Origin of the sequence: Pollutimonas rozaliensis (assembly GCF_048751585.1) — a bacterium.
Lineage (GTDB): Bacteria > Pseudomonadota > Gammaproteobacteria > Burkholderiales > Burkholderiaceae_B.
Window position 1 is genome coordinate 23,014 of sequence record NZ_JAZHOB010000002.1, and the last position, 26,425, is coordinate 49,438.

Genomic DNA, 26,425 nt, shown 5'->3' on the forward strand with positions numbered 1-26,425 from the left:
GGCGCTTCTTATGATTGAACGCTCTCTTGATCAGCACCCCTATAGCTTGCGGAAATACACAGTATGAATCAACGACCTCTGGATGGCATACGCGTCATCGAAATGGGGAGCCTCATTGCCGGCCCTTTTGCGGGAAAGACCTTGGGCGACTTCGGCGCCGATGTCATCAAGATAGAACCGCCCCGCCAGGGCGACCCCTTGCGTTCATGGCGCACCGACGAGGGCAAGACGTCGATGTGGTGGCATGTGCAGGCCCGCAACAAGAAGTCCGTTGCAATCGACCTGCGCAAAAAAGAGGGACAGGAGATCGTCCGAAAACTGATTCTGGAAGCCGATGTCGTCATCGAGAATTTCCGCCCCGGCACCATGGAAAAATGGGGTCTGGACTACGAATCGCTTTCCCGCGAGAATCCCGGCCTTGTCATGCTGCGCATCTCGGGCTACGGCCAGACCGGTCCCTTGCGCGACCGCACCGGCTACGGAGTGGTCGCCGAAGCCATGGGAGGCTTTCGCCATATCACGGGCGAACCGGGCAAGGCCCCCGTCCGCCCCGGCATCAGCATCGGCGACTCCTTGTCGGCGTTGCATGGGGTCATCGGCATCATGATGGCGCTGTACAACCGCGTGGCCAACTCCGGCAAGGGCCAGGTCATCGACGTGGCGCTGTATGAATCGGTTTTCAATATGATGGAAGGCGCGGTGCCGGAATACGATAGGCTGGGTGTGACGCGCGAGCCTGCCGGCAGCGCTTTGCAGGGCATCGCGCCCACCAACGCCTATCCCAGCAAGGACGGCAGCTATTTCCTGATTGCCGGCAACGGCGACAGCATCTTCCCCCGGCTCATGGGCTTGATTGGACGCGATGACCTTGCTCAGGAGCCCGCCCTGGCCCGAAACCCGGGACGGGTTGCCAATATGGCGCGCATCGACGAGGCCATCGCACAGTGGAGCGTCCAGCGCAGCATCGACGAGGCTCTGGACGACCTGGCGAAAGCGGGTGTGCCCGCCGGCAGGATATTCACCATCAAGGACATCGTTGAAGACGAACAATACCTGGCCCGCGACATGATCAAGGAAGTGACGCTGGACGACGGCTCCGCCCTGAAGGTGCCGGGCGTCGTCCCCAAATTAAGCGCCACGCCCGGCAGCTTCGAAGGGGGCGGCCCGCAGCTTGGCCAGCATACCGAGCAGGTGCTGCGCGAATCCGGCTTCAGCGACGATCAGATCGCGCAACTCAAGCAACTGGAGGTCATCTGATGACCCTCGCCACCGCTCCGAACGGGTCGATGCTGGACAACGCCCCGCGCCGCATCCATATCCACGACGTCTCCATGCGGGACGGTTTGCAGATCGAGCCGGCCTTCGTTCCCACGGAAGAGAAAATCGCCTTGCTAAATGCGCTCAGCCGCAGCGGGGTCTCCAAGATCGAGGCCACGTCCTTTACGTCCCCCAAAGCCATTCCCGCACTGCGCGACGCCGAGCTGGTCATGAAAGGCATCGAGCGCACGGCGGGGGTCAAGTATGTTTGCCTGGCGCCCAATATGCGCGGGGCGGAACGCGCGCTGGACTGCGGCGTCGATGAAATCAACCTGGTCATGTCGGCCAGCGAAACCCACAATCTTGCCAACACCCGCATGACGCGCCGGCAGTCGGCGGCGGTGCTGGCGCAGATCATCGACGAAATGTCCGATCAGGTAGACGTCAACATATCCATTTCCACCGCTTTCGGCTGCCCCATGGAAGGCAATGTCCCGGCCGAGGAAGTCCTGCGCCTGGGCGATTTCTTCGCGGAACGCGGAGCGCAGGGCATAACCATCTGCGACACCACCGGCATGGCCAACCCCGCACAGGTCGAGTCGCTATGCCGCGGACTGACCGAGCGCTGGAGCAAACTGGAACTTACCCTGCACTTCCACAATACACGCGGCATGGGGCTGGCCAACGTCCTGGCGGGCCTGGCCACCGGCATAGACCGCTACGACAGCTCGCTGGCCGGCCTGGGAGGCTGCCCCTATGCCCCCGGAGCGACCGGCAACATCTGCACCGAAGATCTGGTGCACATGCTGCACAGCATGGGCTTGCGCACCGGAACGGATCTGGATCGGCTCATCGCCTGCGCGCGCCAGATGGCGGAAATGGTGGGGCACGACGTGCCCGGCCAAGTCATGAAGGCGGGCAAGTGGGACCGCCGATTCCCGCCCCCACCCGATCTGGACCAGACGCGCGAGCGCGCGCTGGCTCGCAGCGACATATAGTTTTGTTGTCCGTAGTTCAAAAACATAAGGAGAAGACATGCTTAAGAATCGTATTGCCAGCACGCTTGCCATCGCCCTGATGGCAACGGTTGGCGCCACCGCCCAGGCGGCCGCCTACCCGGAAAAGCCCGTCACCATGATCGTGGGCTTCAGCCCCGGCGGCTTCACCGACGTGGTGGCCCGCCTGATTTCCAGGCACCTTGAACAACGATTGGGCCAGACCTTTGTGGTGGAAAACAAACCAGGCGCCGCGGGTACGATTGCCGCGAACATGGTCGCCAAGTCGGCCCCCGACGGTTATACCTTGCTGCTGGCGCACTCCAACTCGAACGCCACCGCGCCCGCCCTATACAAAGACCTGCCCTACGATGTGAACAAGGACTTCACGCCGGTGGCCATGGTTGCCAGCACGCCGCTTATCCTGACGGTCACGCCCAAGCTGGGCGTGAAAAACATGGACGAATTCATGGCCCTGGCCAAGAAACAAAGCTTACGCCATGCATCGTCCGGCGTGGGCAGTTCGCAGCATCTGGCCGCCGCGCAATTCGGCAAGGCCGCGGGCGTCGACCTGCTGCATGTCCCCTACAAGGGCAGCGCCCAGGCGCTGAACGACCTGCTCTCGGGCGAAGTCGACATGAACGTCGATTCGCCGCCGCTGATGGTGCCCAATATCAAGGCCGGCAAGCTGGTGGGCATCGCCGTCGTCAGCCCGAAACGCATTCCCTTGCTGCCCGACGTACCCACAATGAAGGAGTCCGGGTATCCGGGGGTCACCATGGGACAGTGGTTCGGCGTCGTGGGACCGGCAAACATGCCCAAGGAAGCGACCGCTTTACTGAACAAAAACATCAACGAAATCTTGCAGCTACCCGAAGTGCTTAAGGTCCTGGCGGCCAAAGGCGCTGAAGCGGGCGGCGGATCTCCGGCCGACTTTGCCAAGCAGATTCGCGAAGACACCATTTCAATTCAAAAAGTGGTCGACGAGGCTGGCATCAAGATCGAGTAGGCCCGCCCAGGCAAACCAGAAACGGGGGCTGCGATTCGGCTAGCCTCCGTTGCGCTCCGGGTTGGGCGGCGACGTCGCCAACCCCGCCCGCTCCGCGGGGACGATCTTGTCGGGCTCCACATCCTCTTCCAACGGCCCTTCCTCCGTATTTTCCACCTGGGGCCGTTCGCCCGTGTTTTGCCGGTCGCTGTCGGTATCCGGCATGCTCGCCGGCAGGTCGTTACCTGAATCCGATGAGTCGCTTGGCCCCAGGGCCGGTTCGGTCGGGCCGGTTTTCAGCAGGCTGGCTTCCTCTTCGAACTCCCGGTCTCTTTCCCGCGGTATGGGGTCCAGATTTTCTTTGCGCGATGCCATGTTTCTCTCCTTGTGCTGTGAATGCGCGTGCCGGACAGCCGGCACTCAATCCGCTCCGAGGCTCAAGCGTTCATGCCACTCGGCTATCGATTCCTCCGGATAGCTTGCGAACATCTTGTCGCCGGGCTTCGCCTCCAGTTCAACCCACGATGCCTTGGAATCGAGGAACAGGTGGGTATGCTCGGGGGGAACGGGAAGATTGCTGTCGATGGCCGAGGCAAATGGATGGATCAGCTCCGGCCACTCCGGACTGAAGAGCCACAATGCGCTGCCGCAGCGGCGGCAAAAATGACGTTCCGCCGTGCTGGCATGCCGGCTGCCCCCCGCTCCCGGCAACAGGGCGTGATACACCGTTATCTGATCCGCGCCGCTTACCTTCATGGATTTCGCATCGGCCGATAGATTGACGGCATAGCCGCCTCCACCCTGCGTTTTGCGGCAGATGGAGCAATAGCATCGCTGATAAGGATAGGGATTGACGCTGTCCACGGTGAACCGGACGGCGCCGCAATGGCAAGATCCTGTGAGCTGCATGACTGGGCCTCCTGAGCAATTCATTTCGCCCAGCAATAATGATGCCCAGGGCCCGTTCGAGCGCCGCTAGCTTATCGGCAGGCGCGCCAGCTCGCGGTAGCAAGAGCCCCCCTCGCCGGGGGTGGAAGCCACCAGCACGCAACGCTCGGGCGTCCAGATGATGGGGGGTCGCCGCAAGCCTTGCACATCGCCAGACCCCGCCTTGCGCAATAGGGAAATATGCGGCCGGAAGATCATATCGGGACGTGCCCAACCCATTTCCTCCAGGCGGATCCACAAGTCATCGTGCAAGGTGTCCAGCCAATCCAGGCTCTGCGCATCGTCCTGGCTGGGGCCGGCCCACACAATGCGCGGCCCTGCGAAACGGCCAAGGCGGCGCAGGACCATTGTTTCCACGCGCACCTGCCAGTCCGGGACGGCCTGGATCAATTCCGAGACCCGCGCGGCGGGCGTGCCGCCCAGAAACGCCAGCGTCAAATGCAAGGTTTCCGGGCGCATGATACGGCCGCCGAACAGGGCGTGCGCTTCATGTGCCCATTCCATTATTTGCGCCGCCGTCTCGGCCGAGGGCCACAGGCCGAAAAAAATGCGCTGCGGCGCTTGCCCAACCGCAGCCGCGGCCCAGGATTGTTCCATGCTGGCTCCTTGCCTTGGGCGCCGGAACAAACGCGGACCGACGCCGGATTATTCGGCCGCCCCCGGCTCGGGGACATACACCACTGTGCCGTCTTTCATGCGATAGGCCACGCCGGCCTTGGATCCTTCTCCCTGGCCCGTCTGGCCGCTGGCCTTGAAGCGCTCGATCTTCTCGCCTGTCTTGACGATCATCTCCATGCTTTCCTTGCCGGGATCCGTGATTATCGTAACGTCTTTTTTGGTAAAGGGATCCAGCAGGGGATTCTGCGCAATCGTAATCAGCAGGGCCGCAATAATCACCAGGAAGATATCGATCAGATTGACTACCGAAAGGATGGGATCGTCGGACTCGGTTTCATCCAGGAACTTCATGCCGCTTTCCTGTCCAGGCCCTTCTCGGATGCCGGCTGAACCGCCTGCAGCCAGACCAGCTCCTCGGCCAGCCAGCGGCGCTTGATGGACACGATCCAGTAAGTGATTGCGGCGGCGATCAAGGCCAGAATGACGGCTGAGAAAGCAACCGCCAGGTTATCGGAGACCGAAGCCAGATTGCCGTCGGACAGTCCCTTCAAGGCCGGGCCCATGGGTATCATGGTGGCCACCAGGCCCAGCATGGGTGTAACCCGTGTCGTCACGCGGGGCACTTCCAGCAGGCGATGCGCCGCAACGTCCAGATCGTCATCCGACGCGCCCGGATTGGCCCGCGCCCAACGCAACAGTTCAAAACTGCGCAAGGCATGGGAGTCCGCCCCGATGACATGCCCCCTGCGCTGGAGATACGCCACGGCGAACGCCCCCAACGCATACAGCGAATACAAAAACAGGACCGAGATCGCCACCAGAGTGGGAATCAGGAATACTTGTCCGACCTGATACATCAATTGTTCCAGCAACTGGCTCATGCTTGGATTACCTTTTCAATTTTTCGTTAGTGATTCGTTAATGCGTTGCCCGCGCTGGCCAGGCCTGGCGCATGGCGCCGCCCGCGAAAGCCAGCAGAAGCATGCCCAGCACCAGGTATAGCGAATAGTCATCGGGAGTCTGGCCGGGCTCGACTTTATCCAGGCGCATTCCGGTCACCTGCTCGGTCTGCGCCGTCGGCTGTTGCTCGGCGGGAGCCTGGCTGGGCGGCGTGGCGCTTGGATCGGCGGCAGCCTCTTGCTGGGCGGGCGGCGGCCCGGCAAGGTCCGCCGGCGTGCCGCTGGCCGCATACTCCAGAAACTTCGGATTGTCGCTGTGGACATCAAAGCGCCTGGCCAGATCCTGATAACGCGACTTCAGTTCGCTGATCGTGGCCGGATCGGCATTCCAGTACTCCTGCCGCGCCGCTTCCAGCATTCGCTCGATTGTTTGCGCCAGGGCGTGGGGATTCTCTTTCTCGAACCACTCCTCCAGGCCCAGCTCGTACTTGTCGCGCACATAGACATCGGCCATTTCTTCCCATTGATCGTCGCGCACGATGTCGCGCGCCACCGCCGTCCAGCCCCACAGATTGTTGGTGGCGTCCAGAACGCTGAGCGTGCCGGAATAGCCTTCATCCATCAGCGCCTTGATGTAGCCTGGATGGAACTGGCGCGTCGACAGCTCCTTGGCCAGGAATCCGGCCGCGCCCTCGACCTTGCCAGCGCCCCCGCCCCGCAAGTTTGAAATATAAAGCTCGGGCGGTTTGCCATCCAGGGCGCGCACGGCCAGGCTCAGGCCGCCCAGGTACTGGAAGGGATCGTCGGTGGTCAGCATGCCATAGGTATTGGATGTCCGTGACAGCACGGCTCCTTCCGTCCCTTTCAACTGCTCCGCATACAGATTCACCGCCGTCCCGCCCGCCGCTCCGGCCGAACCCCATTTGGTCTCGTCGGGCCCGTAGGCGAACTGCATCTTGGACAAATACAGCTCAGCCAGCTTCTTGTCGCCCTCTTCCTTGCCTGTCCAGCTGTCGGTCGCCAGCGTGGCATCGTCCAGGCCGGTGCCGTACTGGCCCGACGCGGATGAAAAGATGCGTGTCTGACTCGCCAGCGCCGCTTCTTCCGCGCCGGCGCCCTGCTGGCGCAGGCGCTCGGCGATGGCCCGCGTATTGGCGGCGACGGGATTATCGGCTTCTCCGGCCTGCGCCGCCAGCTGCGCCGCGCGGGCAAGCTGCTTCAGCACATTCGGGAAGTGATCGCGATACAGGCCGGTGGCGGACAGCACCACATCGACACGGGGGCGGCCCAGCGCTTCACGGTCCACCCGTTTCACTCCAACCACGCGGCCGCCCTTGTCCCACACGGGCTCCACGCCCATCAGCCATAACGCCTGAGCCTCCAGCAGGCCCTGGTGACGCATGGTCTCGACCGACCACAGCGAAAAGGCCAGCTTGCGGGGCGTCTGGCCGGACTGCCCGCGATGCGCGGACAGCAGGTCCTCGGCGGCCTTTTTGCCCGCCTCCCAGGCTTGCTGCGTGGGCACGCGCGACGGGTCGAAACCGTACAGATTGCGCCCCGTGGGATAAGCCTCCGGGTTCTTGATGGGATCGCCACCGTAAGAGGTCGGCGTATAGCGCCCGGCCAGCGCGTCCAGGACAGCGGGCAGCTCCTGCTCCGCGCCTATGTCCGCATACCAGCCGCGCGCCTGCTCCAGCATGGCTTGCAGCTCGTCCGGCACAGGGCCCGCGTCCTGTCCGTTCGCCAGCACGCGCTTGAGCAATGCATAGGGGACCGAGGCATCCAGGTTTTCGTAATCGACGGCCAGGGCTTCGTCCAGTTGGTCCTGCGCCACTCCCGCGTGGCGGGAGGCCGCATCCCAGAATGGCTGACCCAGCATCAGCAGCACCGTTGACAGGCGATGATCGGTTCGCGGCGCCTGGCCCAGGGTGTGCAGACCCAGGGGCTGCGCCATATGGGCCAGCTCATGCAAGTGGCTGTGAAGCAGATCGATGAAGGCCGGGAATTCGGCCGCGGCGCGCTCGCCCGTCCAACCCATATCCAGGGCTATGCGTTCTTTGCTTACCCGGTCCAGCAAATCAATCTTTATCTGTTCTTTTACCGCGCCTTCGCCCTGAGCCAGCCACTGATGCAGCAGATCGTGCATGGCGGTCAGCGCATCGTGCATTCCAGCCGGCTGGAATGGCGGCGTCTGATGGCTGACGATCACCGCCCGTCCTCTGCGCCTGGCCTGCTGGGCTTCGCCGATATTGTCGGCGATGTAGGGATACACCACCGGAACGTCGCCCAGCGCCAGCATGGGGTAGTCATGTACCGACAGACCGCGTTCCTTGCCCGGCATCCACTCTTGCGAGCCATGCGTGCCGAAATGAATGAAAGCGTCCGAATGCCGGCGCTCGCGGGCCCACAAGTAGGCCGCCAGATAGAAATGGGTGGGCAGGGCCGTGGTGGAGTGGTACAGCGCCTTCTCCTTGTCTTCCGATTTTTCGCTGCGCGGCGGCTGCGGCATGATGGCCACCTTGCCAAGCAGCAGCCGCGGTATCACGAACCAGGCCTGATCCCCTTCGCGTATCGTCATGGACGAATCAGCCGGATCGCCCCATCTGTCCAGCATGGCCTGGCGCACCTGCGCCGGCTGTCCGTCCAGCCATTTGTTGTAGTCAGCCACGGAAAGACGCTCGGCCAGGCCATCGTTCAGCAGATCCCGCAGTTTCGCATCGCGATACAAAGGCGCCAGCAAGCGCTGCAACTGCTCCACTAAAGCGGCTTCCTTGGGTATGGCGGTGTCGTAGCCCGCATCCTTCATCGCTTGCAAGACGCCCATCATGCTTTCGGGAACGTTAAGAAAGGATGCAGACAAGTTCTTTTCACCGGGAGGGTAATTCCAGAAAAACATGGTGACGGCCTTGTCGGCATTGGGCTTGCGCTGCAGGCCGACCAGGCGCATAGCCTTGTCGACCACCGCCTGCAACTGCTCGTCTATGGGCAGCAGCTGCCCTTCCTGCTTGCCGAATGCGGACGCAATCTGCGCATCGATAATGCCGGTGAATTCCGACTGCGCCAGGTAGAACGGCACATCCATCAGCTGCACGCCCTGCGGATCAGCCCGCCATTCGGCTTCGTCGCCCCGTCGGTAGGGTGTGGCCTGCACCACCGGTATACCCAGTTGCTGAAACTCCTTGCGCGGACCCTCGGTGCTGAGCATGATGCGGGTATTGATCAAGGCATCCGCCAGGCGCAGGCCGCCCGGAGCAAGCATGCGCAAGTTGGCCGTCTGGTCGGACGTCGGACTGTAGTAGGCCAAGGGCACCGCGCCGGCCCGTTCCACGCGGCCGATAAGATCATCGATCAGGCGGGTCTGCATGGCCGATACATACTGCTGATGAAATGCAATACCCACAATCGGTGGGCGATGGCCGTCCGACGGATTCACTCCTTTCCATTTCAAGTACGCCATCGGATCGGAAAACAGCATGCCCGGAGCATCGGGATGATAGACGGCCACCTCGGGAAACTCCACGGGATCCGCAATGCCAGTGATGGGCTTGCCCGCAAGGAAGGCGGCTGACGTCGCAAAGAAGCCCGCAAAATTCTCGCGCCCGCCATTGGAATAATAGGCGGCCAGCCGGTGCGCCAGCTCATCGGGCATATTGATTCCCCCAGGCGCCTTGTCGTAAACCCAGGCCAGCGGAATGCGCAAACCGGGCAAGGCGCGCAGCAGCTTGGCACGCACCGCATCCTGCTGGTACGTGTCCACAAATACAATGTCGCGTCCCTGGAACAAGCCCGCATCCACGTCGGCCGGCAGCTCATCCAGGTAGCGCACCTCGATGTCCAGCCCATGCGGCCGGGCAATGCTCTGCAGATCCTTGAATTTTCCCGGCGGAACATTGCCGGTCGTAATGAACAGGACGGATGCGGCATGCGCGGGGAGCATGCCAAGCATGCCCGCCATAAAGATAAATATCGCGAGCCAACCGCGCGCCGATCCGGATGTCATTTTCACTACGCCTCATTCTTGTAGAGTGCCGGCCGCCGATGTGCCAAGCATGGCATTTTATAACAATGCGAATGATTATCAAATGCATTTATTGCTTTAAACGAAATCCGCCTTTCGGCTAGGGGCTTTCCCGCATGGCGAACATTTCGCATGAAGGCATGTGCGGGCATACCCCAAGGCCCGAATGATTGACGTTTAAAGCATGACTTCGCTAACATCGGTCGGCTGTTGCCGCTGAATCGCTGGTCTTGGAGAATACGTGCTGTGAAACCCCAGTCGCTGGACATGATCACTACGCTTATCGGTTTCGATACCGTGTCGCGCAATTCCAATCTCGAACTGATCCACCACGTTCGCGACTACCTGGCCGGTCATGGCGTTGAAAGCCACCTGGTGTCCAACGAAGAACAAACCAAAGCCAATCTGTTCGCCACGGTGGGTCCCGATGTGGAAGGCGGCATCGTCCTTTCAGGGCACACCGACGTGGTACCCGTCGATGGCCAACCCTGGGACACCGACCCATTCACCGTTGTGCAGAAGGACGGCCGGCTGTATGGCCGGGGCACCTGCGACATGAAAGCCTTTTCCGCCATCGCGCTGGCCATGGTGCCGGACTTGATCAAAAAAGGCCTGAAGCGCCCGATCCATTTCGCGCTCAGCTATGACGAGGAAATCGGCTGTTTCGGCGCGCCGTCCATGATAGACAGGCTGCTTACCGATATCGCCAAGCCCAGCGCGGTCATCGTCGGCGAGCCCACCAGCATGCGGCCCATCGTGGCCCACAAGGGCATAGCCGCCCTGCGCACCACCGTCATCGGCCACGAGGCGCATTCCAGCCAGGTCCAGCGCGGCGTCAGCGCCGTCATGACGGCGGCCAAGCTTATTGCGTTCATCGACGGCATGATGGCCGAGAACAAGGCGGCCACCGATCCGGCATGCCGTTTCGAGCCGCCCTACACCACCTTGCACGTGGGCGTGGTACATGGCGGCACCGCCTTGAACATCATTTCGCGCGAATGCACGTTCACATGGGATATCCGCAGCCTGCCGGGCGACGACTGGCGCCGCTACCTGGAGCGCTTCCAGGCGTATGCCGACAGCCTTCTGCCGGCCATGCGGGCCATTGCTCCCGCCGCATCGATCAGCACTGAAATCCTGGCCGACGCGCCACCGCTGCAAGATCGCGGCGGCGTCGCGCAAGACCTGGTGTTCGGGCTTTGCGGCCATACGCATGGCGACGTCGTGCCGTATGCCGCCGAAGCCGGCCAGTTCCAGGAGCGAGGGTTTTCCGTAGTGCTTTGCGGGCCCGGCTCCATTGACCAGGCGCACCAGCCGAACGAATATATCGATGTATCGCAAGTGACCGCCTGCGAACATTTCCTGGAAAAACTGACGGATCAACTGGCAAGCTGATTCGTCCGGTCCCAAAGGCCGCCGCAGCGGCCTTCAACTTGCCACTACAACATACGTGTCCAAACAGTAAATCATCAAGGGCAGGAGACAAAGAATGAAGCTATCCAAACTTATCAAGCACACCGCTATTGCCGCCACGCTGGCGCTTAGCGTAGGCCTTAGCCAATCGGTCGATGCCAAGACACTGCGCTGGGCCTACCAGGGCGACATGATGTCGCTGGACCCCATGTCGCTGAACGAGACCTTTACCCTGGGCTTCCAGGGCTGGTTCTATGAAACCCTGGCGGCCTATGACAAGGACCTTAAACTGGTCCCGCAACTGGCTGAAAAATGGGAAAACCCCGAGCCCACCAAATGGATCTTCCATTTGCGCAAGGGCGTGAAGTTCCATGACGGCAGCCCGTTCACCGCCGATGATGTCATTTTTTCCTGGAAGCGCAGCCTGACCCAGGGCTCCGACATGAAGGGCTACGGCGCGAAAGCCGCCGATATCAAGAAAATCGACGACCACACGGTCGAGGTCACCACGCCCACCCCTAATCCGATTTTGCCTCGCGACTGGACTTTCCTGTACATCATGAGCAAATCCTGGGCCGAAAAGAACAAGACCACCGAAGCCACCAACGTGAAAGGCGGCGAAAGCAATTACGCCAACCTGCACGAAAACGGCACCGGACCCTTCATGATCGTGGACCGCCAACCCGATGTCAAAACCACGCTCAAGCGCTTCGACGGCTACTGGAACAAGAATATTCCCACCAATGTGACCGACATCACCTTCCAGCCGATCTCGCAGGAATCCACCCGGGTGGCGGCATTGATCTCGGGCGAGATGGATCTGGTCATGCCGGTGCCCGTGCAAGACTGGCCGCGCCTTGAAAGCGAGCCCAATGTCCAGGTCTTGAACGAACCCGAAGCCCGCGCCATATTCATAGGCATGGATCAGCACCGCGACGAGCTGCTGTTTTCCAATATAAAGGGCAAGAACCCGTTCAAGGACAAGCGTGTCCGCCAGGCCGTGGACCTTACCGTCGATACCAAGATCATCAATCAGAAGATCATGCGCGGCGCGGCCAAGCCGCTGGGCACCCTCATCGCCGACAAGATCAACGGTTACGATGAATCCTTCGGCGCGCCGTATAAAACCGACATCGAAAAAGCCAAGAAGCTGATGGCCGACGCCGGCTATCCCGACGGCTTCACCGTCCAGCTCGATTGCCCCAACGACCGTTACGTCAACGATGAAAAAGTCTGCCAAGCCGTGGCCAGCATGCTGGCGCGCATAGGCATCAAGATCGACCTTCTGGCACAGACCAAGTCCAAGTACTTCGCCAAGGTCCTGCTGCAGGCCGGCAACAACACCAGCATGTACTTGCTGGGCTGGACGCCCAGCTCCATCGACGCGGCCAATTCGCTGACCAACCTGGTGGCCTGCCGCGATTCCAAGACGGCGGCGGGGCAGTTCAACCTGGGAGGGTATTGCAACAAGGAAATCGACGCGCTGATCGCCAAGATCGACGTCGAGACCGACCAGGCCAAGCGCAACGCCATGATCAAAGAAGCATTCACCATGCTTCACAACGATTATGGCTACCTGCCCCTGCACCAGCAACCCATGTCATGGGGCGTGCGCAAGGGCATCAAGGTTGCCCAGCGGGCCGACGACGTGCTGGACATCCGCAACGTGGTCATGCCGTAAGCGCAAATGCTGAACTTCATTGCACGGCGGGTATTCCAGTCCATCTTCGTGATGCTCGCCGTAGGGTTCATTGCTTTTGCCATGTTCCGCTACGTGGGGGATCCGATCAACAACATGGTCGGACAAGACACCACGCTGGAACAGCGCGCCGAGATACGCAAGCAGCTGGGCCTGGACGATCCCTTCCTGGTCCAGTACTTCCGCTTCATCGGCAATGCGGCCCAGGGCGATTTCGGCATGTCGTACCGCCAGCGCCGGCCGGTCAGCGAGCTCATCGAAAGCCGCATGCCGGCCACGCTGGAATTATCTTTCGCATCGGCCGTGATCGCGCTGTTCCTGGGCATACCCATGGGCATCTACACCGCGCTGCGGCGCGACGGAGTGCTGTCGCGCAGCTTCATGACCCTGTCGCTGATCGGGATATCCCTGCCGACCTTCCTGATCGGCATACTCATGATCCTGTTTTTCGGCGTCATGCTGCGCTGGCTGCCCAGTTTCGGCCGGGGCGATGTCGTGCAATTGGGATGGTGGTCGACGGGCTTTCTGACCAAAAGCGGCTGGCAATCCCTGATCATGCCGGCCTTTACGCTGGCGCTGTTCCAGATGACGCTGATCATGCGGCTGGTGCGCGCCGAAATGCTCGAAGTGCTGCAAACGGATTTCATCAAGTTCGCCCGGGCGCGGGGCCTGCCCGAGCGCATGATCAACTTCCGGCATGCCCTGAAGAATACGCTGGTGCCGGTCATTACCATTACCGGCCTGCAACTGGGCTCCATCATTGCGTTCTCCATCATCACCGAAACGGTCTTCCAGTGGCCTGGGATGGGCCTGCTGTTCATCCAGTCCATCGGCGCGGTCGATATTCCGGTGATGGCGGCCTACCTGCTGCTGATCGCTTTCTTTTTCGTGATCATCAATCTCATTGTCGACCTGCTGTACTTCGCCGTCGACCCGCGCCTGCGTGTGCAAAAAAGCTAGGGCCTTATAACAATGACCCAGAACGCCTTGTCCCGCGCTTACAACAGCGATATCTTCTATAGCTTCAGCCATTCGCCCACGGCGATCATCTCGGCGATCGTCGCACTGCTTATCGGCCTGGGCGCGCTGTTCGCGCCCCTGGTCTCCCCCCACAACCCCTTCGATCTGGCCACCCTGAATCTACTGGACGCCAATATCCCGCCCGTCTGGTCCTCCAGCGGCGATCCGCGGTTTTTTCTGGGCACCGACGATCAAGGGCGCGACATGCTGTCCGCCATCCTGTATGGCTCGCGCATCTCCTTGCTGGTGGGCCTGGCGTCCGTGCTGTTCTCGCTGGTGGTCGGCGTCTCGCTGGGCCTGATCAGCGGCTATGCCGGCGGCCGCATCGACAGCGTCATCATGCGCATCGCCGATGTCCAGCTTTCATTTCCCGCCATACTCATCGCGCTGCTGATCGATGGCATTGCGCGCGGCCTGTTGCCGCGCGATTCGCACGACAGCCTTTCCCTGTATGTGCTGATCTTCGCCATCGGCATCTCGGGCTGGGTCCAGTATGCCCGGACGGTGCGCGGCGCCACCATGGTCGAGCGCAACAAGGAATATGTGCAGGCCGCGCGCCTGATCGGCATGCGGCCATTCACCATTTTGCGGCGTCACATCCTTCCCAATGTGTTGGGCCCCGTGCTGGTCATCGCCACCATACACCTGGCTGTGGCCATCATTACCGAAGCCACCCTGTCATTCCTGGGCGTCGGCATCCCGCCGACCACGCCGTCGCTGGGCACCCTGATACGCATCGGAAATAGTTACCTGTTCTCGGGCGACTGGTGGATCTCCATCTTCCCGGGCATTGCGCTGGTGCTGCTCGCCCTATCGGTCAATTTGCTGGGCGATTGGCTGCGCGATGCGCTCAATCCCAAGCTTCGCTGAGTCGCACGCATGGCATTATTGGATATCGAAAACCTGCACATCGAATTTTCCAGCCGGCACGGCAACGTGGTGGCCATCCAGGACGTCAGCCTGTCGCTCGAAAAGGGTGAAATCCTGGGCGTGGTCGGAGAATCCGGCGCCGGCAAGTCCACCATAGGCAATGCCGTCATAGGGCTGCTCGAGCCGCCCGGAAAAATGACCCGTGGGACGGTGCTGCTGAACGGAGACCGCATCGATCAGCTGCCGCCGCACGCCTTCCGCAAGGTCCGCGGCCGGCGCATCGGCATGATCTTCCAGGACCCGCTGACCTCGCTGGACCCTTTGCAGACCGTCGGCGATCAACTGACGGAAAGCATGCAGGTTCACCTGCGCATCAATCACCAACAGGCTCGCAAGCGCGCGGTGGAACTCCTGAACAGCGTGGGAATCGAACAACCCGAATTGCGCCTGGAACAATACCCTCATCAGTTCTCGGGGGGCATGCGCCAGCGCGTCGTGATTGCCCTGGCCTTGTGCTGCGAGCCCGAGGTCATCATCGCCGACGAGCCCACCACAGCGCTGGATGTCTCGATCCAGGCGCAGATACTGGATCTGCTGCGTGCCCTGTGCAAGGAAAAGCAGGTCGGCATGATCATCATCACTCATGACATGGGAGTCATTGCCGAAACCACCGACCGGGTAGCCGTGCTGTACCGAGGCAAGCTGGTGGAAGAAGGGCCGACACGCCAGGTCCTGGGCAGCCCCCGGCACCTGTACACAAAAAGCCTTATCTCGGCCGTGCCGCGGTCGGACATCAAGCTGCGGCGCTTCCCCATGGTCACCTATATCGAAGGCGTCCAGGAAAGCATCAAGAAAGACAATCTGGCGACCGCCACACGCTGGATGGGCCAGCAACGCAACTTCGGCGGAAAGTCGGACAAGCCGCTGGTCCAGGTATCCAAGCTTGGCATGCGCTTCATTCTTCGGAATTCATTCTTCAAGAAAAATCGCATCACTCTCGATGCCGTCAAGGATGTCAGCTTTTCCATCAAGGAAGGCGAGGTATTCGGCCTGGTCGGCGAATCCGGTTCAGGCAAGTCCACCATTGCCCGGCTGATCGCCGGCCTGTACCAGACCAGCTACGGATCCGTGCATTTCAACAACGTCAACGTCACGCAACTTGACGACAAGAAGATGCTGAACTCGTTCCGGCGCCAGATCCAGATGGTTTTCCAGGATCCGTTTTCGTCGCTGAACCCCCGGATGCGCATCCTGGACATCGTGGCCGAACCCATACGCTTCCATAAGCTGGCCAGCACCGAAGCGCTGACCCGCAAGATCGTCAGCGGCCTGCTCGATTACGTGGGCCTGGGCGATCAGGCGCTGACGCGCTTTCCGCATGAGTTCTCGGGGGGGCAGCGCCAGCGCATCTGTATCGCGCGCGCCCTGGCGACACGGCCGCGTTTCCTTATCTGCGACGAGCCCACCTCGGCGCTGGACGTATCCATACAGGCGCAGATCCTAAATCTGTTGAAAGATCTGCAAGAAAGCCTGGGCTTGACCATTCTGTTCATCAGCCACGACCTGCCTGTCATCCGGCAGATGTGCGACCGTGTCGGCGTGATGCGCCATGGCGAACTGCTGGAAGTGGCCGAAACCGAAACCTTGTTTTCCGATCCCCGGCACGACTATACGAAACACTTGCTTTCATTGATGCCGGGCCTGGATTTCCTGTCGCGCGAAGGCCTGGAAGTGGAAGATGCGCCAGCGGCGCAAGCTGTGTAACCCGCGGCCCCCTTCACAATTATTTAACGTCTGGATACCAAAATCGGTCTGCCGCGCTGGACTCGGAATCCCGCCGTCTCTATGATAAGCGGCAGGCAGTAGCCTCACTGTCCAACCCTGTTCTCCACTTTCAAGAAAAAGGACCGCCATGGGTATTATCAGCATGATCATCGTTGGCTTTATCGTCGGCTTGCTTGCCCGGGCCATTATGCCGGGCGACCAGAAGCTGGGCATTATCCTGACCGTCATCCTCGGTATTATCGGTTCGGTCGTCGCTGGCTATCTGGGCGGTGCTCTGGGCCTTTACCAGCCCGGCGAAGGCGCCGGATGGATAGGCTCGATTATCGGCGCCATTATTGTCCTGTTCATATATGGCCTGATCGCCAAAAAGAGCTGAAGCAGCCCTCCCTTGTCCCTACCCGGGACAATGCTCCATCGCAAGGCGCCCGGCAGCTTCCGGGCGCCTTTTCTTTTTAATGCAAGGCAAGCCGGCCGGGCGTCGACACCGTAAATTGGCGGCGACCGATACAATAAGGCATATAGGCCAGTCGCCGCCGGAGGCATCATGAACGACACCCGCTATCTGAACGCTTACTCAGCAAGCCGCTTCTGGAAGAAGCTGGGCCCCCGCGCCCAGTCCATCGGCCGGGGCGCACTGGAAAAAGCGCTCTATCTGTACTATGCCGTCCAAAACGAACATACGCCGAAATGGGCCAAGCGCGTCATCTACGGCGCACTGGGCTATTTCATTTTTCCGCTGGACGCCATTCCCGACCTTGCGCCGCTCATCGGCTACACCGATGATCTCAGCGTCATGACAGCCGCGCTGGCCACTGTAGCGTTCTACATTACGCCCGAAGTCAAGGCGCAGGCACGGCAAAAGCTGAGTGCCTGGTTCGACGATCCGGCTGCCCGCGCTTACACGGATGCCTGAGGCGCGCGCACTTCACAAAGCGCGAACACCTTCCTTGCGCGCCTATTGGATCGCGGAAACCCTGCGGCTGCGCGAAGCGCTATGGGGACCGCTGGAAGACGCCATGGAAGTCAGGCGCGCCCGTGCCGAAGGGGCGGATTTCGAGCAGCGCGTGCTGGCACGCGCCCATTATCTGGCGCAGCGCGAAAAACTGGATCAGCTCGTTCACCAGTGGATGCAAGGTTCGCGCCTGGCCCTGACCGGCTTGTGCCTGGCCGCCTTGTTGGCTGGCGCTGGCGCGGCTCTGGGCGCATTGGGCGATGGCAACCGGCCGGTGAACCTGTTGCTGGCCCTGGTGGCCCTTCTTGGCCTTAACTCCCTGTCCTTTCTGTTCTGGCTGCTGAGCTTTGCGGCAGGAACCCCCGCCAGCGGCACCTGGCTGGGGGAATGCTGGCTGTGGCTGACGCGCAAGCTCGCCCGCGGCCCCGACGCCGCCCTGCTTCCCCGCGCCCTGATCGAGGTGCTGGGCCGCGGCAACGCCCTGCGCTGGCTGCTCGGGGGAATCACCCATGCCCTCTGGTCCATCGCCCTGGGCAGCCTTCTACTGACCCTGCTGGGCGTCTTGTCGGCGCGCCGCTATAGTTTCAACTGGGAAACCACTTTGCTTTCACCGGACGCATTTGTCGCGATCACCACGGCGCTGGGGTGGCTGCCGGCGCAATTGGGGTTCGCCATGCCGTCCGAGGCCGTCATACGCGCCAGCGACGGACTGCAGCAACTGCCCGAATCAGCCCAGGCGCTATGGTCAAGCTGGCTGATCGCATGCGTTGTGGTGTACGGGCTGCTGCCCCGCCTGGCCTGTCTGATCCTTAGCCTGCTGGTCACGAAGGCAAGGCTTGGCGCCATCAGACTGGACCCCGGCCTGCCCGGCTATGCCGAGCTGCGCGACCGCCTTTCGCCCGCCAGCGAGAATGCCGGCATCGACTCCCCCCAAACACCTCCCTTCCAGGCGCACATCCGTCAGGCGGAGTACGCCTACCCGCTCACCGGTCAACCTCTGCTGGTGGGCATCGAGCTTCCTCCCGATCGGCCATGGCCTCCCACGGGCCTGCCCGGCACCGTGGCCGATCTGGGTGTCGTGGACAGCCGCTCGCAGCGCAAGAAATTACTGGACGAGCTTCAGGCACGGCCGCCGCAAAGAATGCTGATGGCCTGCGATGCCCAGCAGACGCCGGATCGAGGCGTGGTCGCCCTTCTGGCCGATCTGGCCGGATTGGCGGGCCACGGCCATGTGGCGCTGCTCGGCCTGGTCCCGCCCGCAGCGTCCCCTGGGACACGCGCTGCGATTTGGCAAGACAAACTGCTGGCGGCCGGCTTTACGCCCGAGCAAATCCATACGGACCTGGCCGCCGCGCTGGACTGGTTGGCCGGCATGCCGGCCGGGGACTACGCTACAGGGAATGCGCATGCCGGATCATGAGCAGCCGCTGCGGCTGGCCGTGGTCGGCCACACCAATACCGGCAAGACATCCTTGCTGCGCACGCTGACCCGCAACCCCAGCTTCGGCCAGGTCGATGACAGCCCGGGCACCACCCGCCACGTCGAAGGGGCGCGCCTGCTGGTGGATGGAGCGGCCGCCGTCGAGCTTTACGATACACCCGGCATGGAAGACGGCATCGCCCTGCTCGACTATCTGGATCAGCTTGCAGCGCCAGGCATGCGCGTGGATGGCCCTGAACGCATACGCCGCTTCCTTGAAAGTCCCGAAAGCAGACGGCGTTTCGAACAGGAAGCCCGGGTTCTGCATAAGCTGCTGGAATGCGATGCGGGACTTTATGTGGTCGACGTCCGCGACCCGGTGCTGGGCAAGCACAAGGACGAACTGGCCATACTGGCCAGTTGCGGACATCCGCTGCTGCCGGTGCTGAACTTCACCCGCAACCCGGACCAGCGCCTGGCATCCTGGCGCGAGACACTGGGACGGCTTGGTTTGCATGCCATCGTCGAATTCGACACCATTGCTCCCGCGCTGGACGGCGAGGCGCAGCTTTATGACAAGCTTGCCCTGCTGCTGGACAAGCATGCCGCATCGTTGCTGGCACTGAAAAACAATGTGGCTCGACAACGCGAAGAGCGCCATGCCGACGCCTTGCGGCTGATTGCCGAGCTGCTGGTGGACGCCGCCGCGCTTCGCGTCAGCAGCCTGCCTGACAATGACGCGCTGCAAACCGCCACCTTGACGCTGCGCCGCGCGATACGCAAGCGCGAAGCCGCCTGCGTCGCCGCGCTGCTCAAACGCTACAACTTTCGCAGCCAGGACTTTCCCGCTCACACCCTGCCGCTGGAGGGCGAGCGCTGGGGCATGGACCTGTTCCACCCACAGGCCCTGAAAGACGTCGGCATACAGGTAGGCAAAGGCATGGCGGCAGGCGCCATGGCAGGAGCAACCCTGGATGCGTTTACGGCCGGCCTGAGCCTGGGCACGGCCACCTTGCTGGGCGCCGCGGCGGGCGGCCTGTGGCAGGGCGCCGACAAGCTGGGCAAGCGCATGCTTGGCAGGCTGAAGGGGTATCAGGAAATCAGCGTGGACGACGCCGTGCTGCGCTTGCTTGCCTTGCGCCAGCTAGATCTGACGGAGGCGCTGGAAGCGCGTGGGCATGCCGCGCAAAAACCGATAGAGCTGGACATCGATGCGGCATCCCCTCAAAGCCCATCGAAGGAAAGTTGGCGCAGCGGAAAACTGCCCGACGAATTGCTGGAGGCACGCAGCCAGCCGGAATGGTCCACCTTGGCCGAGGGATACCGGGCCAGCCCTCGACGCAGCGATATCGTGCTGTCGCTGGCGCGCAAGCTGGCTCTCGGGTCAGGCGACATCGCGCGCTAAAGCAATACCGCCCCATCCGGCAGATCGTTGGCGTGCAGGCCGCCTTGAGGCAAAGCAGCGCTGCGCGTCCGAAGTATGGATTCGATATCGTCGATAGCGGCCAGCAAGCCTGGCGCATACCGCTTTTCCCGCAGGCTGTCCCGCAAGCGCTCGCATACCTGCTCCCAAAGATCATCGGGCGCGGCGATGCCGCGATCGGCAATGATGTGTATGCGATGCCTATCCAGCGCCAGATACAGCAGCACGCCGGTATTCAGCGGGGTGTCCCATACTCGCAGGCGGCCGAATACTTCGAGCGCCCGCTGGCGGCTATCGGGCTCATGCGCCGGACTGACCGCTTCGATGGCCACCATAAGCTCGCCGGTATGGTCCAGCTCGCTTTCCCGGATACGCTCGGCAATTTGCGCAAGGGCTTCAGGCGTAAAGTGCTTGCGGCGCAGCCAATGACCCTCCAGGCTTGCCCAGCCCGTCGCTTCCTTCCATTTGCCGGCGCGTCTTTGCACGGTTGCTTCCTTATGAATTGAATCCGGTATGAAAATCCGGTACGAGCCCTGCCATGGGACTACCAGCTACCCGAGGCGCCGCCGCCACCGCTGCCGCCGCCACCTCCGCCGCCGCCACCAAAACCTCCACCGCCGCCGCCAAAGCCGCCCCCACCCCCGAAGCCGCCGCCGAAACCACCGCCCAGGCCTCCAAGGACTCCGCCCCGGCGCGAGGCCCGTGCCGAGCTGGACCGGCCCCCTGCGCCGAACTTGCGCCCTATGCGGCTAAGGATGAATGCCACGGCGGCGCCCAGCACGCCCATCAATACGCTGCCGAACATCAGGAATACAAACAGGCCGACCGCGAACGCCGCAAAGCCGCCCGGCATGAAAAAACTCATGATCGCCAGGGGCAGCAGCATAATGACGGGCGAGTCTTCGTCCGCCTCCGCGGCTACAGCGGCTGACGGCTCGGGCAGCGTTTCGCCATCCACCAGCGCGACCAGGCTGTCGACGCCCGCCACGATGCCGCCGGCATAATCGCCCTGTTTGAATCGGGGGGTGATCTGTTCCCGGATGATGCGTCCGGCCAGCAGATCGGGAACGGCGCCTTCCAGCCCATAGCCGACCTCGATCCGTAAGCGGCGGTCGTCCTTGGCCACCACAAGCAGAATGCCGTCGTCGACCTTGGCGCGGCCTATGCGCCATTGGTCGAAAACACGCCGGGCATAGTCTTCGATGGTGTCTTCGCCTGTGCTGGGCACCACCAGGACCGCTATCTGAGACCCCTTGCGCTTTTCCAGATCGGCCAGCACGGTGTTCAGATGAGTCTGGGTATTGGAATCGAGCGTACCGGTCTGATCGGTGACCCAGCCGCCGATTTCGGGCACGGGCGCCTGCGCGGCCGTCACGGCGGGCGCTGGCGCCATAAAAAGCAACAACAGCAACAGAAGCGGCATGCGCCGCAGCATGGCGATCATTCAGCCTCCTTGGGCATGGCGGCGCCGGCCGGAGCCGCCGCTACGATTTGCCCGGCTCGGGCAAGGTGAACTTGACCTCGGGATCCCGGGTGATTTCATCCTGCCTGGAAACGCCATAGTTCTCGATGGTCCGGTAACCGAAGATCTTGGCGGTGATCAGCGTGGGGAACTGGCGCACGATCAGGTTGTATTCCTGCACGGCCTGGACGTAGCGCCGGCGCTCGGTGGCAATACGGTTTTCAGTGCCTTCCAACTGGGTCATCAGGTCGCGGAACAGGCCGTCGCTTTTCAGTTGCGGATAGTTTTCCGACACGGCGATCAGGCGCGACAAGGCGGAGGACAGCTGGCTCTGGGCCTGATTGAAGCGCGCCATCACTTCGGGATTTTCCAGGTCCTGGGCACTGATTTGTATGCTGCCCACCTTGGAGCGGGCCTCGGTCACCTGGGTCAGGACCGCGCGCTCGTTGACCATATAGGCATTGACTGAATTGACCAGCTTGGGCACCAGCTCGGCCCGGCGCTCGTACTGGTTCAGGGTTTGCGACCAGGCCGTCTTGACCTGTTCGTCCAGACGCTGGATGTCGTTATAGCCGCAGCCGGCCAGCAACACCGACAGGCAGGGCAATAACACAAGCAAAAATAATCGTTTCATTGGCGCGAGTCCAGGAAAAGTGATGAGCGAATTACAACAGCTTGGCGCCGCCTTGCCAATATGCCTGAAAATCATTTTTCCCACATGACGGCCAACTGCGCTACAATAGCAAGTTGCGTGCCGTACCAATCAGCACGCTGTCTGCAAGCCATTCTGGCCTTGCCTTTGGCTTTTTCGCCATCAACTTCTTTTATCGTCTGCCTAGATTGGTATCTCTCAACTCGAGCGATAGGCTGTCGCTGGAGTTATTTCTTGACTACCCAAACACCCTTTGCCGCCCTTGGGCTGGCAGAACCCCTTTTGCGTGCCGTTGCCGACACCGGTTACGAGCACCCGACGCCCATTCAGGCACAAGCCATACCGCAAGTCATCAAGGGCGGCGACCTGCTGGCCGCCGCGCAAACCGGCACCGGCAAGACAGCCGGCTTTACGCTGCCCATCCTGCACCGCTTGCTGCAAAACCCGGTTCAAGGCCGCAAGCCCGGCCAGCCGCGCGTACTTATCCTGACACCCACGCGTGAACTGACCGCACAGGTCGAGGAATCCGTGCGCACCTATGGCCAGCACACCTCGGTGCGCTCGATGGTGATGTTCGGCGGCGTGAATATCAACCCGCAAATCAGCGCCCTGCGCAAACCGCTGGACATCCTGGTCGCCACTCCCGGCCGCCTGCTGGATCACGCACAGCAAAAAACCGTGGACCTTTCGGGGGTGGAAATCCTGGTTCTGGACGAAGCGGACCGCATGCTGGACATGGGCTTCATCCGCGACATCCGGCGCATTTTGGCGCTGCTACCCAAGAAGCGCCAGAACCTGCTGTTCTCGGCCACGTTCTCGGACGAAATCCGCGAGCTGTCCAAAGGCGTGCTGACCGATCCCATCGAAATTTCGGTGGCCCGGCGCAATACCGCCTCGGAACTTGTCGCCCAAAGCATGGTGATGACCGAACAAGCGCACAAGCGCGATCTGCTCAGCTACATCATTCGTGAAAGCGGATGGCATCAGGTGCTGGTATTCACCCGCACCAAGCATGGCGCGAACCGTTTGGCCGAAAAGCTGGTCAAGGACGGGCTGGCCGCCGCCGCCATCCACGGAAACAAAAGCCAGGCCGCACGCACGCGCGCTCTGGCGGGCTTCAAGGACGGCAAGGTCGCTGTGCTGGTCGCCACCGACATCGCCGCCCGCGGCATCGATATCGACCACCTGCCCCACGTGGTGAATTTCGAACTGCCCAATGTGCCCGAGGACTATGTGCACCGTATCGGCCGCACGGGCCGCGCCGGCAGCACCGGATCGGCGATGTCGCTGGTCGACAGATCGGAAATCAAGCTCCTGAGCGCCATCGAAAAGCTGATCAAGCGCCCCATCGAACGCACCACCATCAACGGCTGGTCGCCCGACATGGTCAAGGCCGAGCCGGCGCATGCCCGCGACAACGACGATGACCGCCCGCCACGCCGCAACAATGCGCCTCGCAAGAGCGCCGGCGGCAGGCCCGCCCCCAAAGCAGGCGGCCGGCCAGGCGAGCCGCGCCGCTCCAGCAACGGCGGCCGCAAGCCCGCCGCGGGCGGCGCCGCTTCCGGCCAGCCACGCCAACACGGCAACCCGGGACGCGGAAATGGCAGCCAACGCGTCGCACTGCTGGACAAATAAAGCGTATTATTCGGCCACAATCCACCATCGCCGATCATCATGTCCCTTTCCACCTGGCTAGCCTTCTTTGCCGCTTCCTGGGCGATTTCCTTCTCGCCCGGGCCAGGCGCCATTTCAGCCATGGCTTCGGGGCTGAAATACGGCTTCAGGCGGGGATATTGGACCACGGTAGGACTGATACTGGGGATACTGATCCAGTTCGTGGTCGTCGCCGTGGGGCTGGGCGCCTTGCTGGCCGCATCGGAAATGGCTTTCGGCATCGTCAAATGGCTGGGGGTGCTTTACCTGATTTACCTGGGCTGGAAGCAGTTCCGCACCGACGCCGCGCCCGTCGCGGTAGAGGCCGGCCAGCCGGCCCCTTTCAAGGCGCGCGAACTGATTGCCAACGGCTGCCTCATCAACATCACCAATCCGAAGGGCACGGTGTTCCTGCTGGCGGTTGTGCCTCAATTCCTGAACCTGTCGCAACCGCTGCCGCTGCAGTACGCAACCATAGCCGCCACCCTGTGCTTTACCGACCTGGTGGCCATGGGCTGCTATACCACCCTGGCCTCGCGCATACTGAAGTTGTTGCGCAGCCCACGCCATATCCGCTGGCTCAATCGCACATTCGGCGCCATGTTCATTCTGGCGGGCACTGTGCTGGCCTCGTTCAGCCAACATAAGTAAAACCCTGCTCGGAAGGCCAGGCGGCTTCGAGAGCGACACACGCTAAAATCACGTCATGAGCATTACCCAAGAAGTCGCGCGGCGACGCACATTTGCCATTGTTTCCCACCCCGATGCGGGCAAGACCACCCTGACGGAAAAGCTCCTGCTTTTCGCAGGCGCGATCCAGATCGCCGGCAGCGTAAAAGCCCGCAAGGCCAGCCGCCACGCCTCATCGGACTGGATGGAAATCGAAAAGCAGCGGGGCATTTCAGTGGCCTCGTCGGTCATGCAGATGGAGTATCGCGACTGCGTGATCAACCTGCTCGACACTCCGGGCCACCAGGATTTCTCCGAAGACACCTATCGCGTGCTGACCGCCGTGGACGCGGCGCTGATGGTCATCGACGCCGCGAACGGAGTTGAACCGCAAACCATACGATTGCTGCAGGTTTGCCGCGCACGCAATACGCCCATCATCACCTTCATCAACAAGCTGGACCGCGAGGTGCAGGAGCCGCTTAACCTGTTGTCGGAGATCGAGTCGCACTTGGGCATGGATGCCGTGCCATTTTCGTGGCCGGTCGGCATGGGGCGCTCGTTCGGCGGCGTCTTCGACATACGCCGGAACCGCATGCGGGTATTCCGGGCCGGTCAGGAAAGACGCGGCGATCAGGACGAACTGATCGACGGCCTGGACAATCCGGCCATCGCCCAGCGCTTCGGCGATGCCTTTGAGAAAGCCAACGAGGAAATCGAGCTGATCAACGCCGCCGCACCCGAATTCGATCATGCGGCCTTCCTGGCCGGCAAGCAGACTCCTGTGTTTTTCGGATCGGCCATCAATAACTTCGGCGTGCAGGAAGTGCTGGACGCCCTGGTGGATCTTGCGCCCAAGCCCGGCTCGCGCACTGCGCTGCAACGCGAGGTGCAGCCCGATGAACCCAAGTTCAGCGGCGTGGTGTTCAAGGTGCAGGCCAATATGGACCCCGCCCACCGCGACCGCGTGGCTTTCGTGCGCGTCAGTTCCGGACGCTTCGAACGCGGCATGCGCCTGAAAGTGGCGCGCACCGGCAAGGAGATGCGGCCCAACAACGTCGTGTCCTTCCTGTCGCAGCGCCGTGAACTGCTGGATGAAGCCTATGCCGGCGACGTCATCGGCATTCCGAACCACGGCGTTCTGCAACTGGGCGATGTCCTGACCGAAGGCGAAACCCTGCAATTCACCGGCCTGCCCTTTTTTGCTCCTGAACTGTTCCAGGCGGTCGAGGTCAAAGATCCATTGCGCACCAAGCAGTTGCGCATCGGCCTTACCCAATTGGGCGAGGAAGGCGCCATCCAGGTGTTCCGGCCCGAGGCGGCCGGCGGCGCTCTTTTGCTTGGCGCCGTGGGCCAGTTGCAGTTCGAGGTGGTCGCTCACAGGCTCAAGACCGAGTATGGCGCGGACGCGCGCATGATGCCTTCGCGTTACAACATGGCACGTTGGTTTACAGCCGAGGACCCCAAAATCTTGCGAAAATTCATGAATGCCAACGCCGCGAACATCGCCTATGATGTTGTCGATGCCGCTGCATTCCTGGCAAGTTCGCCAGCGCAATTACGCGTGGCGCAAGAGCTGTATCCCGGTATTGAATTTCACGCCATGCGCGAACACGGAGGCCAGGTTTTTGGGCAGAATACATAAAGGACGCCGCAATCCGCCGTTTTTTGGCGCAAATCCCAG

24 protein-coding genes are annotated in these 26,425 nt (G+C 61.8%); 15 read left to right on the plus strand and 9 right to left on the minus strand.

Going from position 1 to position 26,425, the window contains the following annotated elements; translation table 11 throughout:
* Window positions 1–63 precede the first annotated feature (63 nt).
* Genes V0R37_RS03355 through V0R37_RS03365 form a run of 3 tightly spaced genes read left to right on the plus strand, consistent with a single transcriptional unit; the run spans window position 64 to window position 3,261 of the window.
* Window positions 64–1,257, plus strand: coding sequence for a CaiB/BaiF CoA transferase family protein (locus V0R37_RS03355; protein ID WP_420373156.1), 1,194 nt, complete (start codon window positions 64–66; stop codon window positions 1,255–1,257).
* Entirely contained in the window at window positions 1,257–2,255 is a 999-nt protein-coding gene (locus V0R37_RS03360; protein WP_420373157.1) for a hydroxymethylglutaryl-CoA lyase, read from the plus strand. Before V0R37_RS03355 ends, V0R37_RS03360 begins: the two co-directional genes overlap by 1 nt.
* A 37-nt stretch (window positions 2,256–2,292) precedes the next feature.
* Window positions 2,293–3,261: a Bug family tripartite tricarboxylate transporter substrate binding protein gene (locus tag V0R37_RS03365; protein WP_420373158.1), complete on the plus strand. Its 969-nt coding sequence runs from the start codon at window positions 2,293–2,295 to the stop codon at window positions 3,259–3,261.
* 39 nt (window positions 3,262–3,300) lie between these two features.
* On the opposite strand, the gene V0R37_RS03370 is transcribed toward V0R37_RS03365, so the two are convergent.
* The 6 genes from V0R37_RS03370 to cobN all read right to left on the minus strand — a co-directional run bounded on the left by V0R37_RS03370 (window position 3,301) and on the right by cobN (window position 9,705).
* A complete protein-coding gene (locus tag V0R37_RS03370; RefSeq protein ID WP_420373159.1) occupies window positions 3,301–3,615 on the minus strand; it encodes a MatE family transporter in 315 nt (104 codons plus the stop codon).
* Window positions 3,616–3,660: 45 nt separating this feature from the next.
* Window positions 3,661–4,149 (minus strand): GFA family protein, encoded by a 489-nt coding sequence (locus V0R37_RS03375; protein WP_420373160.1) that lies wholly within the window; start codon window positions 4,147–4,149, stop codon window positions 3,661–3,663.
* Window positions 4,150–4,215: 66 nt separating this feature from the next.
* Window positions 4,216–4,785 carry an RNA 2',3'-cyclic phosphodiesterase gene (gene thpR, locus V0R37_RS03380; protein WP_420373161.1) on the minus strand — a complete coding sequence of 190 codons (570 nt, stop codon included), beginning with the start codon at window positions 4,783–4,785 and terminating at the stop codon, window positions 4,216–4,218.
* Window positions 4,786–4,833: 48 nt separating this feature from the next.
* Entirely contained in the window at window positions 4,834–5,157 is a 324-nt protein-coding gene (locus tag V0R37_RS03385; RefSeq protein WP_420373162.1) for a DUF2149 domain-containing protein, read from the minus strand.
* Window positions 5,154–5,687: a MotA/TolQ/ExbB proton channel family protein gene (locus tag V0R37_RS03390; RefSeq protein ID WP_420373163.1), complete on the minus strand. Its 534-nt coding sequence runs from the start codon at window positions 5,685–5,687 to the stop codon at window positions 5,154–5,156. Before V0R37_RS03390 ends, V0R37_RS03385 begins: the two co-directional genes overlap by 4 nt.
* Window positions 5,688–5,724: 37 nt before the next feature.
* A complete protein-coding gene (gene cobN, locus V0R37_RS03395) occupies window positions 5,725–9,705 on the minus strand; it encodes a cobaltochelatase subunit CobN (protein WP_420373164.1) in 3,981 nt (1,326 codons plus the stop codon).
* Window positions 9,706–9,969: 264 nt separating this feature from the next.
* Here cobN and argE point away from each other — a divergent pair, with 264 nt between their 5' ends.
* The 9 genes from argE (at window position 9,970) to V0R37_RS03440 (ending at window position 20,287) form a co-directional block, all read left to right on the plus strand.
* Window positions 9,970–11,118: an acetylornithine deacetylase gene (gene argE / locus V0R37_RS03400; protein WP_420373165.1), complete on the plus strand. Its 1,149-nt coding sequence runs from the start codon at window positions 9,970–9,972 to the stop codon at window positions 11,116–11,118.
* Window positions 11,119–11,212: 94 nt separating this feature from the next.
* The gene (locus V0R37_RS03405; protein ID WP_420373166.1) at window positions 11,213–12,817 is read left to right on the plus strand and encodes an ABC transporter substrate-binding protein; all 1,605 of its coding nucleotides are present in this window, start codon (window positions 11,213–11,215) and stop codon (window positions 12,815–12,817) included.
* A gap of 6 nt (window positions 12,818–12,823) precedes the next feature.
* Window positions 12,824–13,795 (plus strand): ABC transporter permease, encoded by a 972-nt coding sequence (locus tag V0R37_RS03410; RefSeq protein WP_420373167.1) that lies wholly within the window; start codon window positions 12,824–12,826, stop codon window positions 13,793–13,795.
* 12 nt (window positions 13,796–13,807) lie between these two features.
* Entirely contained in the window at window positions 13,808–14,725 is a 918-nt protein-coding gene (locus V0R37_RS03415) for an ABC transporter permease (protein ID WP_420373168.1), read from the plus strand.
* A gap of 9 nt (window positions 14,726–14,734) precedes the next feature.
* Window positions 14,735–16,489, plus strand: coding sequence for a dipeptide ABC transporter ATP-binding protein (locus tag V0R37_RS03420; RefSeq protein ID WP_420373169.1), 1,755 nt, complete (start codon window positions 14,735–14,737; stop codon window positions 16,487–16,489).
* 148 nt (window positions 16,490–16,637) lie between these two features.
* Window positions 16,638–16,886: a GlsB/YeaQ/YmgE family stress response membrane protein gene (locus V0R37_RS03425; RefSeq protein ID WP_420373170.1), complete on the plus strand. Its 249-nt coding sequence runs from the start codon at window positions 16,638–16,640 to the stop codon at window positions 16,884–16,886.
* 168 nt (window positions 16,887–17,054) lie between these two features.
* Window positions 17,055–17,423: a YkvA family protein gene (locus V0R37_RS03430; protein ID WP_420373171.1), complete on the plus strand. Its 369-nt coding sequence runs from the start codon at window positions 17,055–17,057 to the stop codon at window positions 17,421–17,423.
* On the plus strand, window positions 17,416–18,882 hold the full coding sequence (locus V0R37_RS03435) for a DUF2868 domain-containing protein (RefSeq protein ID WP_420373628.1): 1,467 nt from the start codon (window positions 17,416–17,418) through the stop codon (window positions 18,880–18,882). The genes V0R37_RS03430 and V0R37_RS03435 overlap by 8 nt, the downstream gene beginning before the upstream one ends.
* Window positions 18,869–20,287, plus strand: coding sequence for a GTPase/DUF3482 domain-containing protein (locus tag V0R37_RS03440; RefSeq protein WP_420373172.1), 1,419 nt, complete (start codon window positions 18,869–18,871; stop codon window positions 20,285–20,287). The genes V0R37_RS03435 and V0R37_RS03440 overlap by 14 nt, the downstream gene beginning before the upstream one ends.
* Here V0R37_RS03440 and V0R37_RS03445 read toward each other — a convergent pair.
* The 3 genes from V0R37_RS03445 to V0R37_RS03455 are packed head-to-tail and all read right to left on the minus strand — an operon-like array spanning window position 20,284 to window position 22,401.
* Window positions 20,284–20,790, minus strand: a complete 507-nt coding sequence (locus V0R37_RS03445) for a TPM domain-containing protein (protein WP_420373173.1) — start codon at window positions 20,788–20,790, stop codon at window positions 20,284–20,286. The two genes, V0R37_RS03440 and V0R37_RS03445, sit on opposite strands and share 4 nt — an antisense overlap.
* A gap of 59 nt (window positions 20,791–20,849) precedes the next feature.
* On the minus strand, window positions 20,850–21,749 hold the full coding sequence (locus tag V0R37_RS03450; protein ID WP_420373174.1) for a TPM domain-containing protein: 900 nt from the start codon (window positions 21,747–21,749) through the stop codon (window positions 20,850–20,852).
* Window positions 21,750–21,789: 40 nt separating this feature from the next.
* Window positions 21,790–22,401, minus strand: a complete 612-nt coding sequence (locus tag V0R37_RS03455) for a LemA family protein (RefSeq protein ID WP_420373175.1) — start codon at window positions 22,399–22,401, stop codon at window positions 21,790–21,792.
* A gap of 252 nt (window positions 22,402–22,653) precedes the next feature.
* On the opposite strand from V0R37_RS03455, the gene V0R37_RS03460 reads away from it, so the two are divergent.
* From V0R37_RS03460 to V0R37_RS03470, 3 genes are read left to right on the plus strand one after another with little or no spacing between them, the layout of a single operon-like run.
* The gene (locus tag V0R37_RS03460; RefSeq protein ID WP_420373176.1) at window positions 22,654–24,054 is read left to right on the plus strand and encodes a DEAD/DEAH box helicase; all 1,401 of its coding nucleotides are present in this window, start codon (window positions 22,654–22,656) and stop codon (window positions 24,052–24,054) included.
* 39 nt (window positions 24,055–24,093) lie between these two features.
* Window positions 24,094–24,723: a LysE family transporter gene (locus V0R37_RS03465; protein WP_420373177.1), complete on the plus strand. Its 630-nt coding sequence runs from the start codon at window positions 24,094–24,096 to the stop codon at window positions 24,721–24,723.
* 55 nt (window positions 24,724–24,778) lie between these two features.
* The gene (locus V0R37_RS03470; RefSeq protein WP_420373178.1) at window positions 24,779–26,386 is read left to right on the plus strand and encodes a peptide chain release factor 3; all 1,608 of its coding nucleotides are present in this window, start codon (window positions 24,779–24,781) and stop codon (window positions 26,384–26,386) included.
* The last annotated feature ends 39 nt before the right edge of the window (window positions 26,387–26,425 follow it).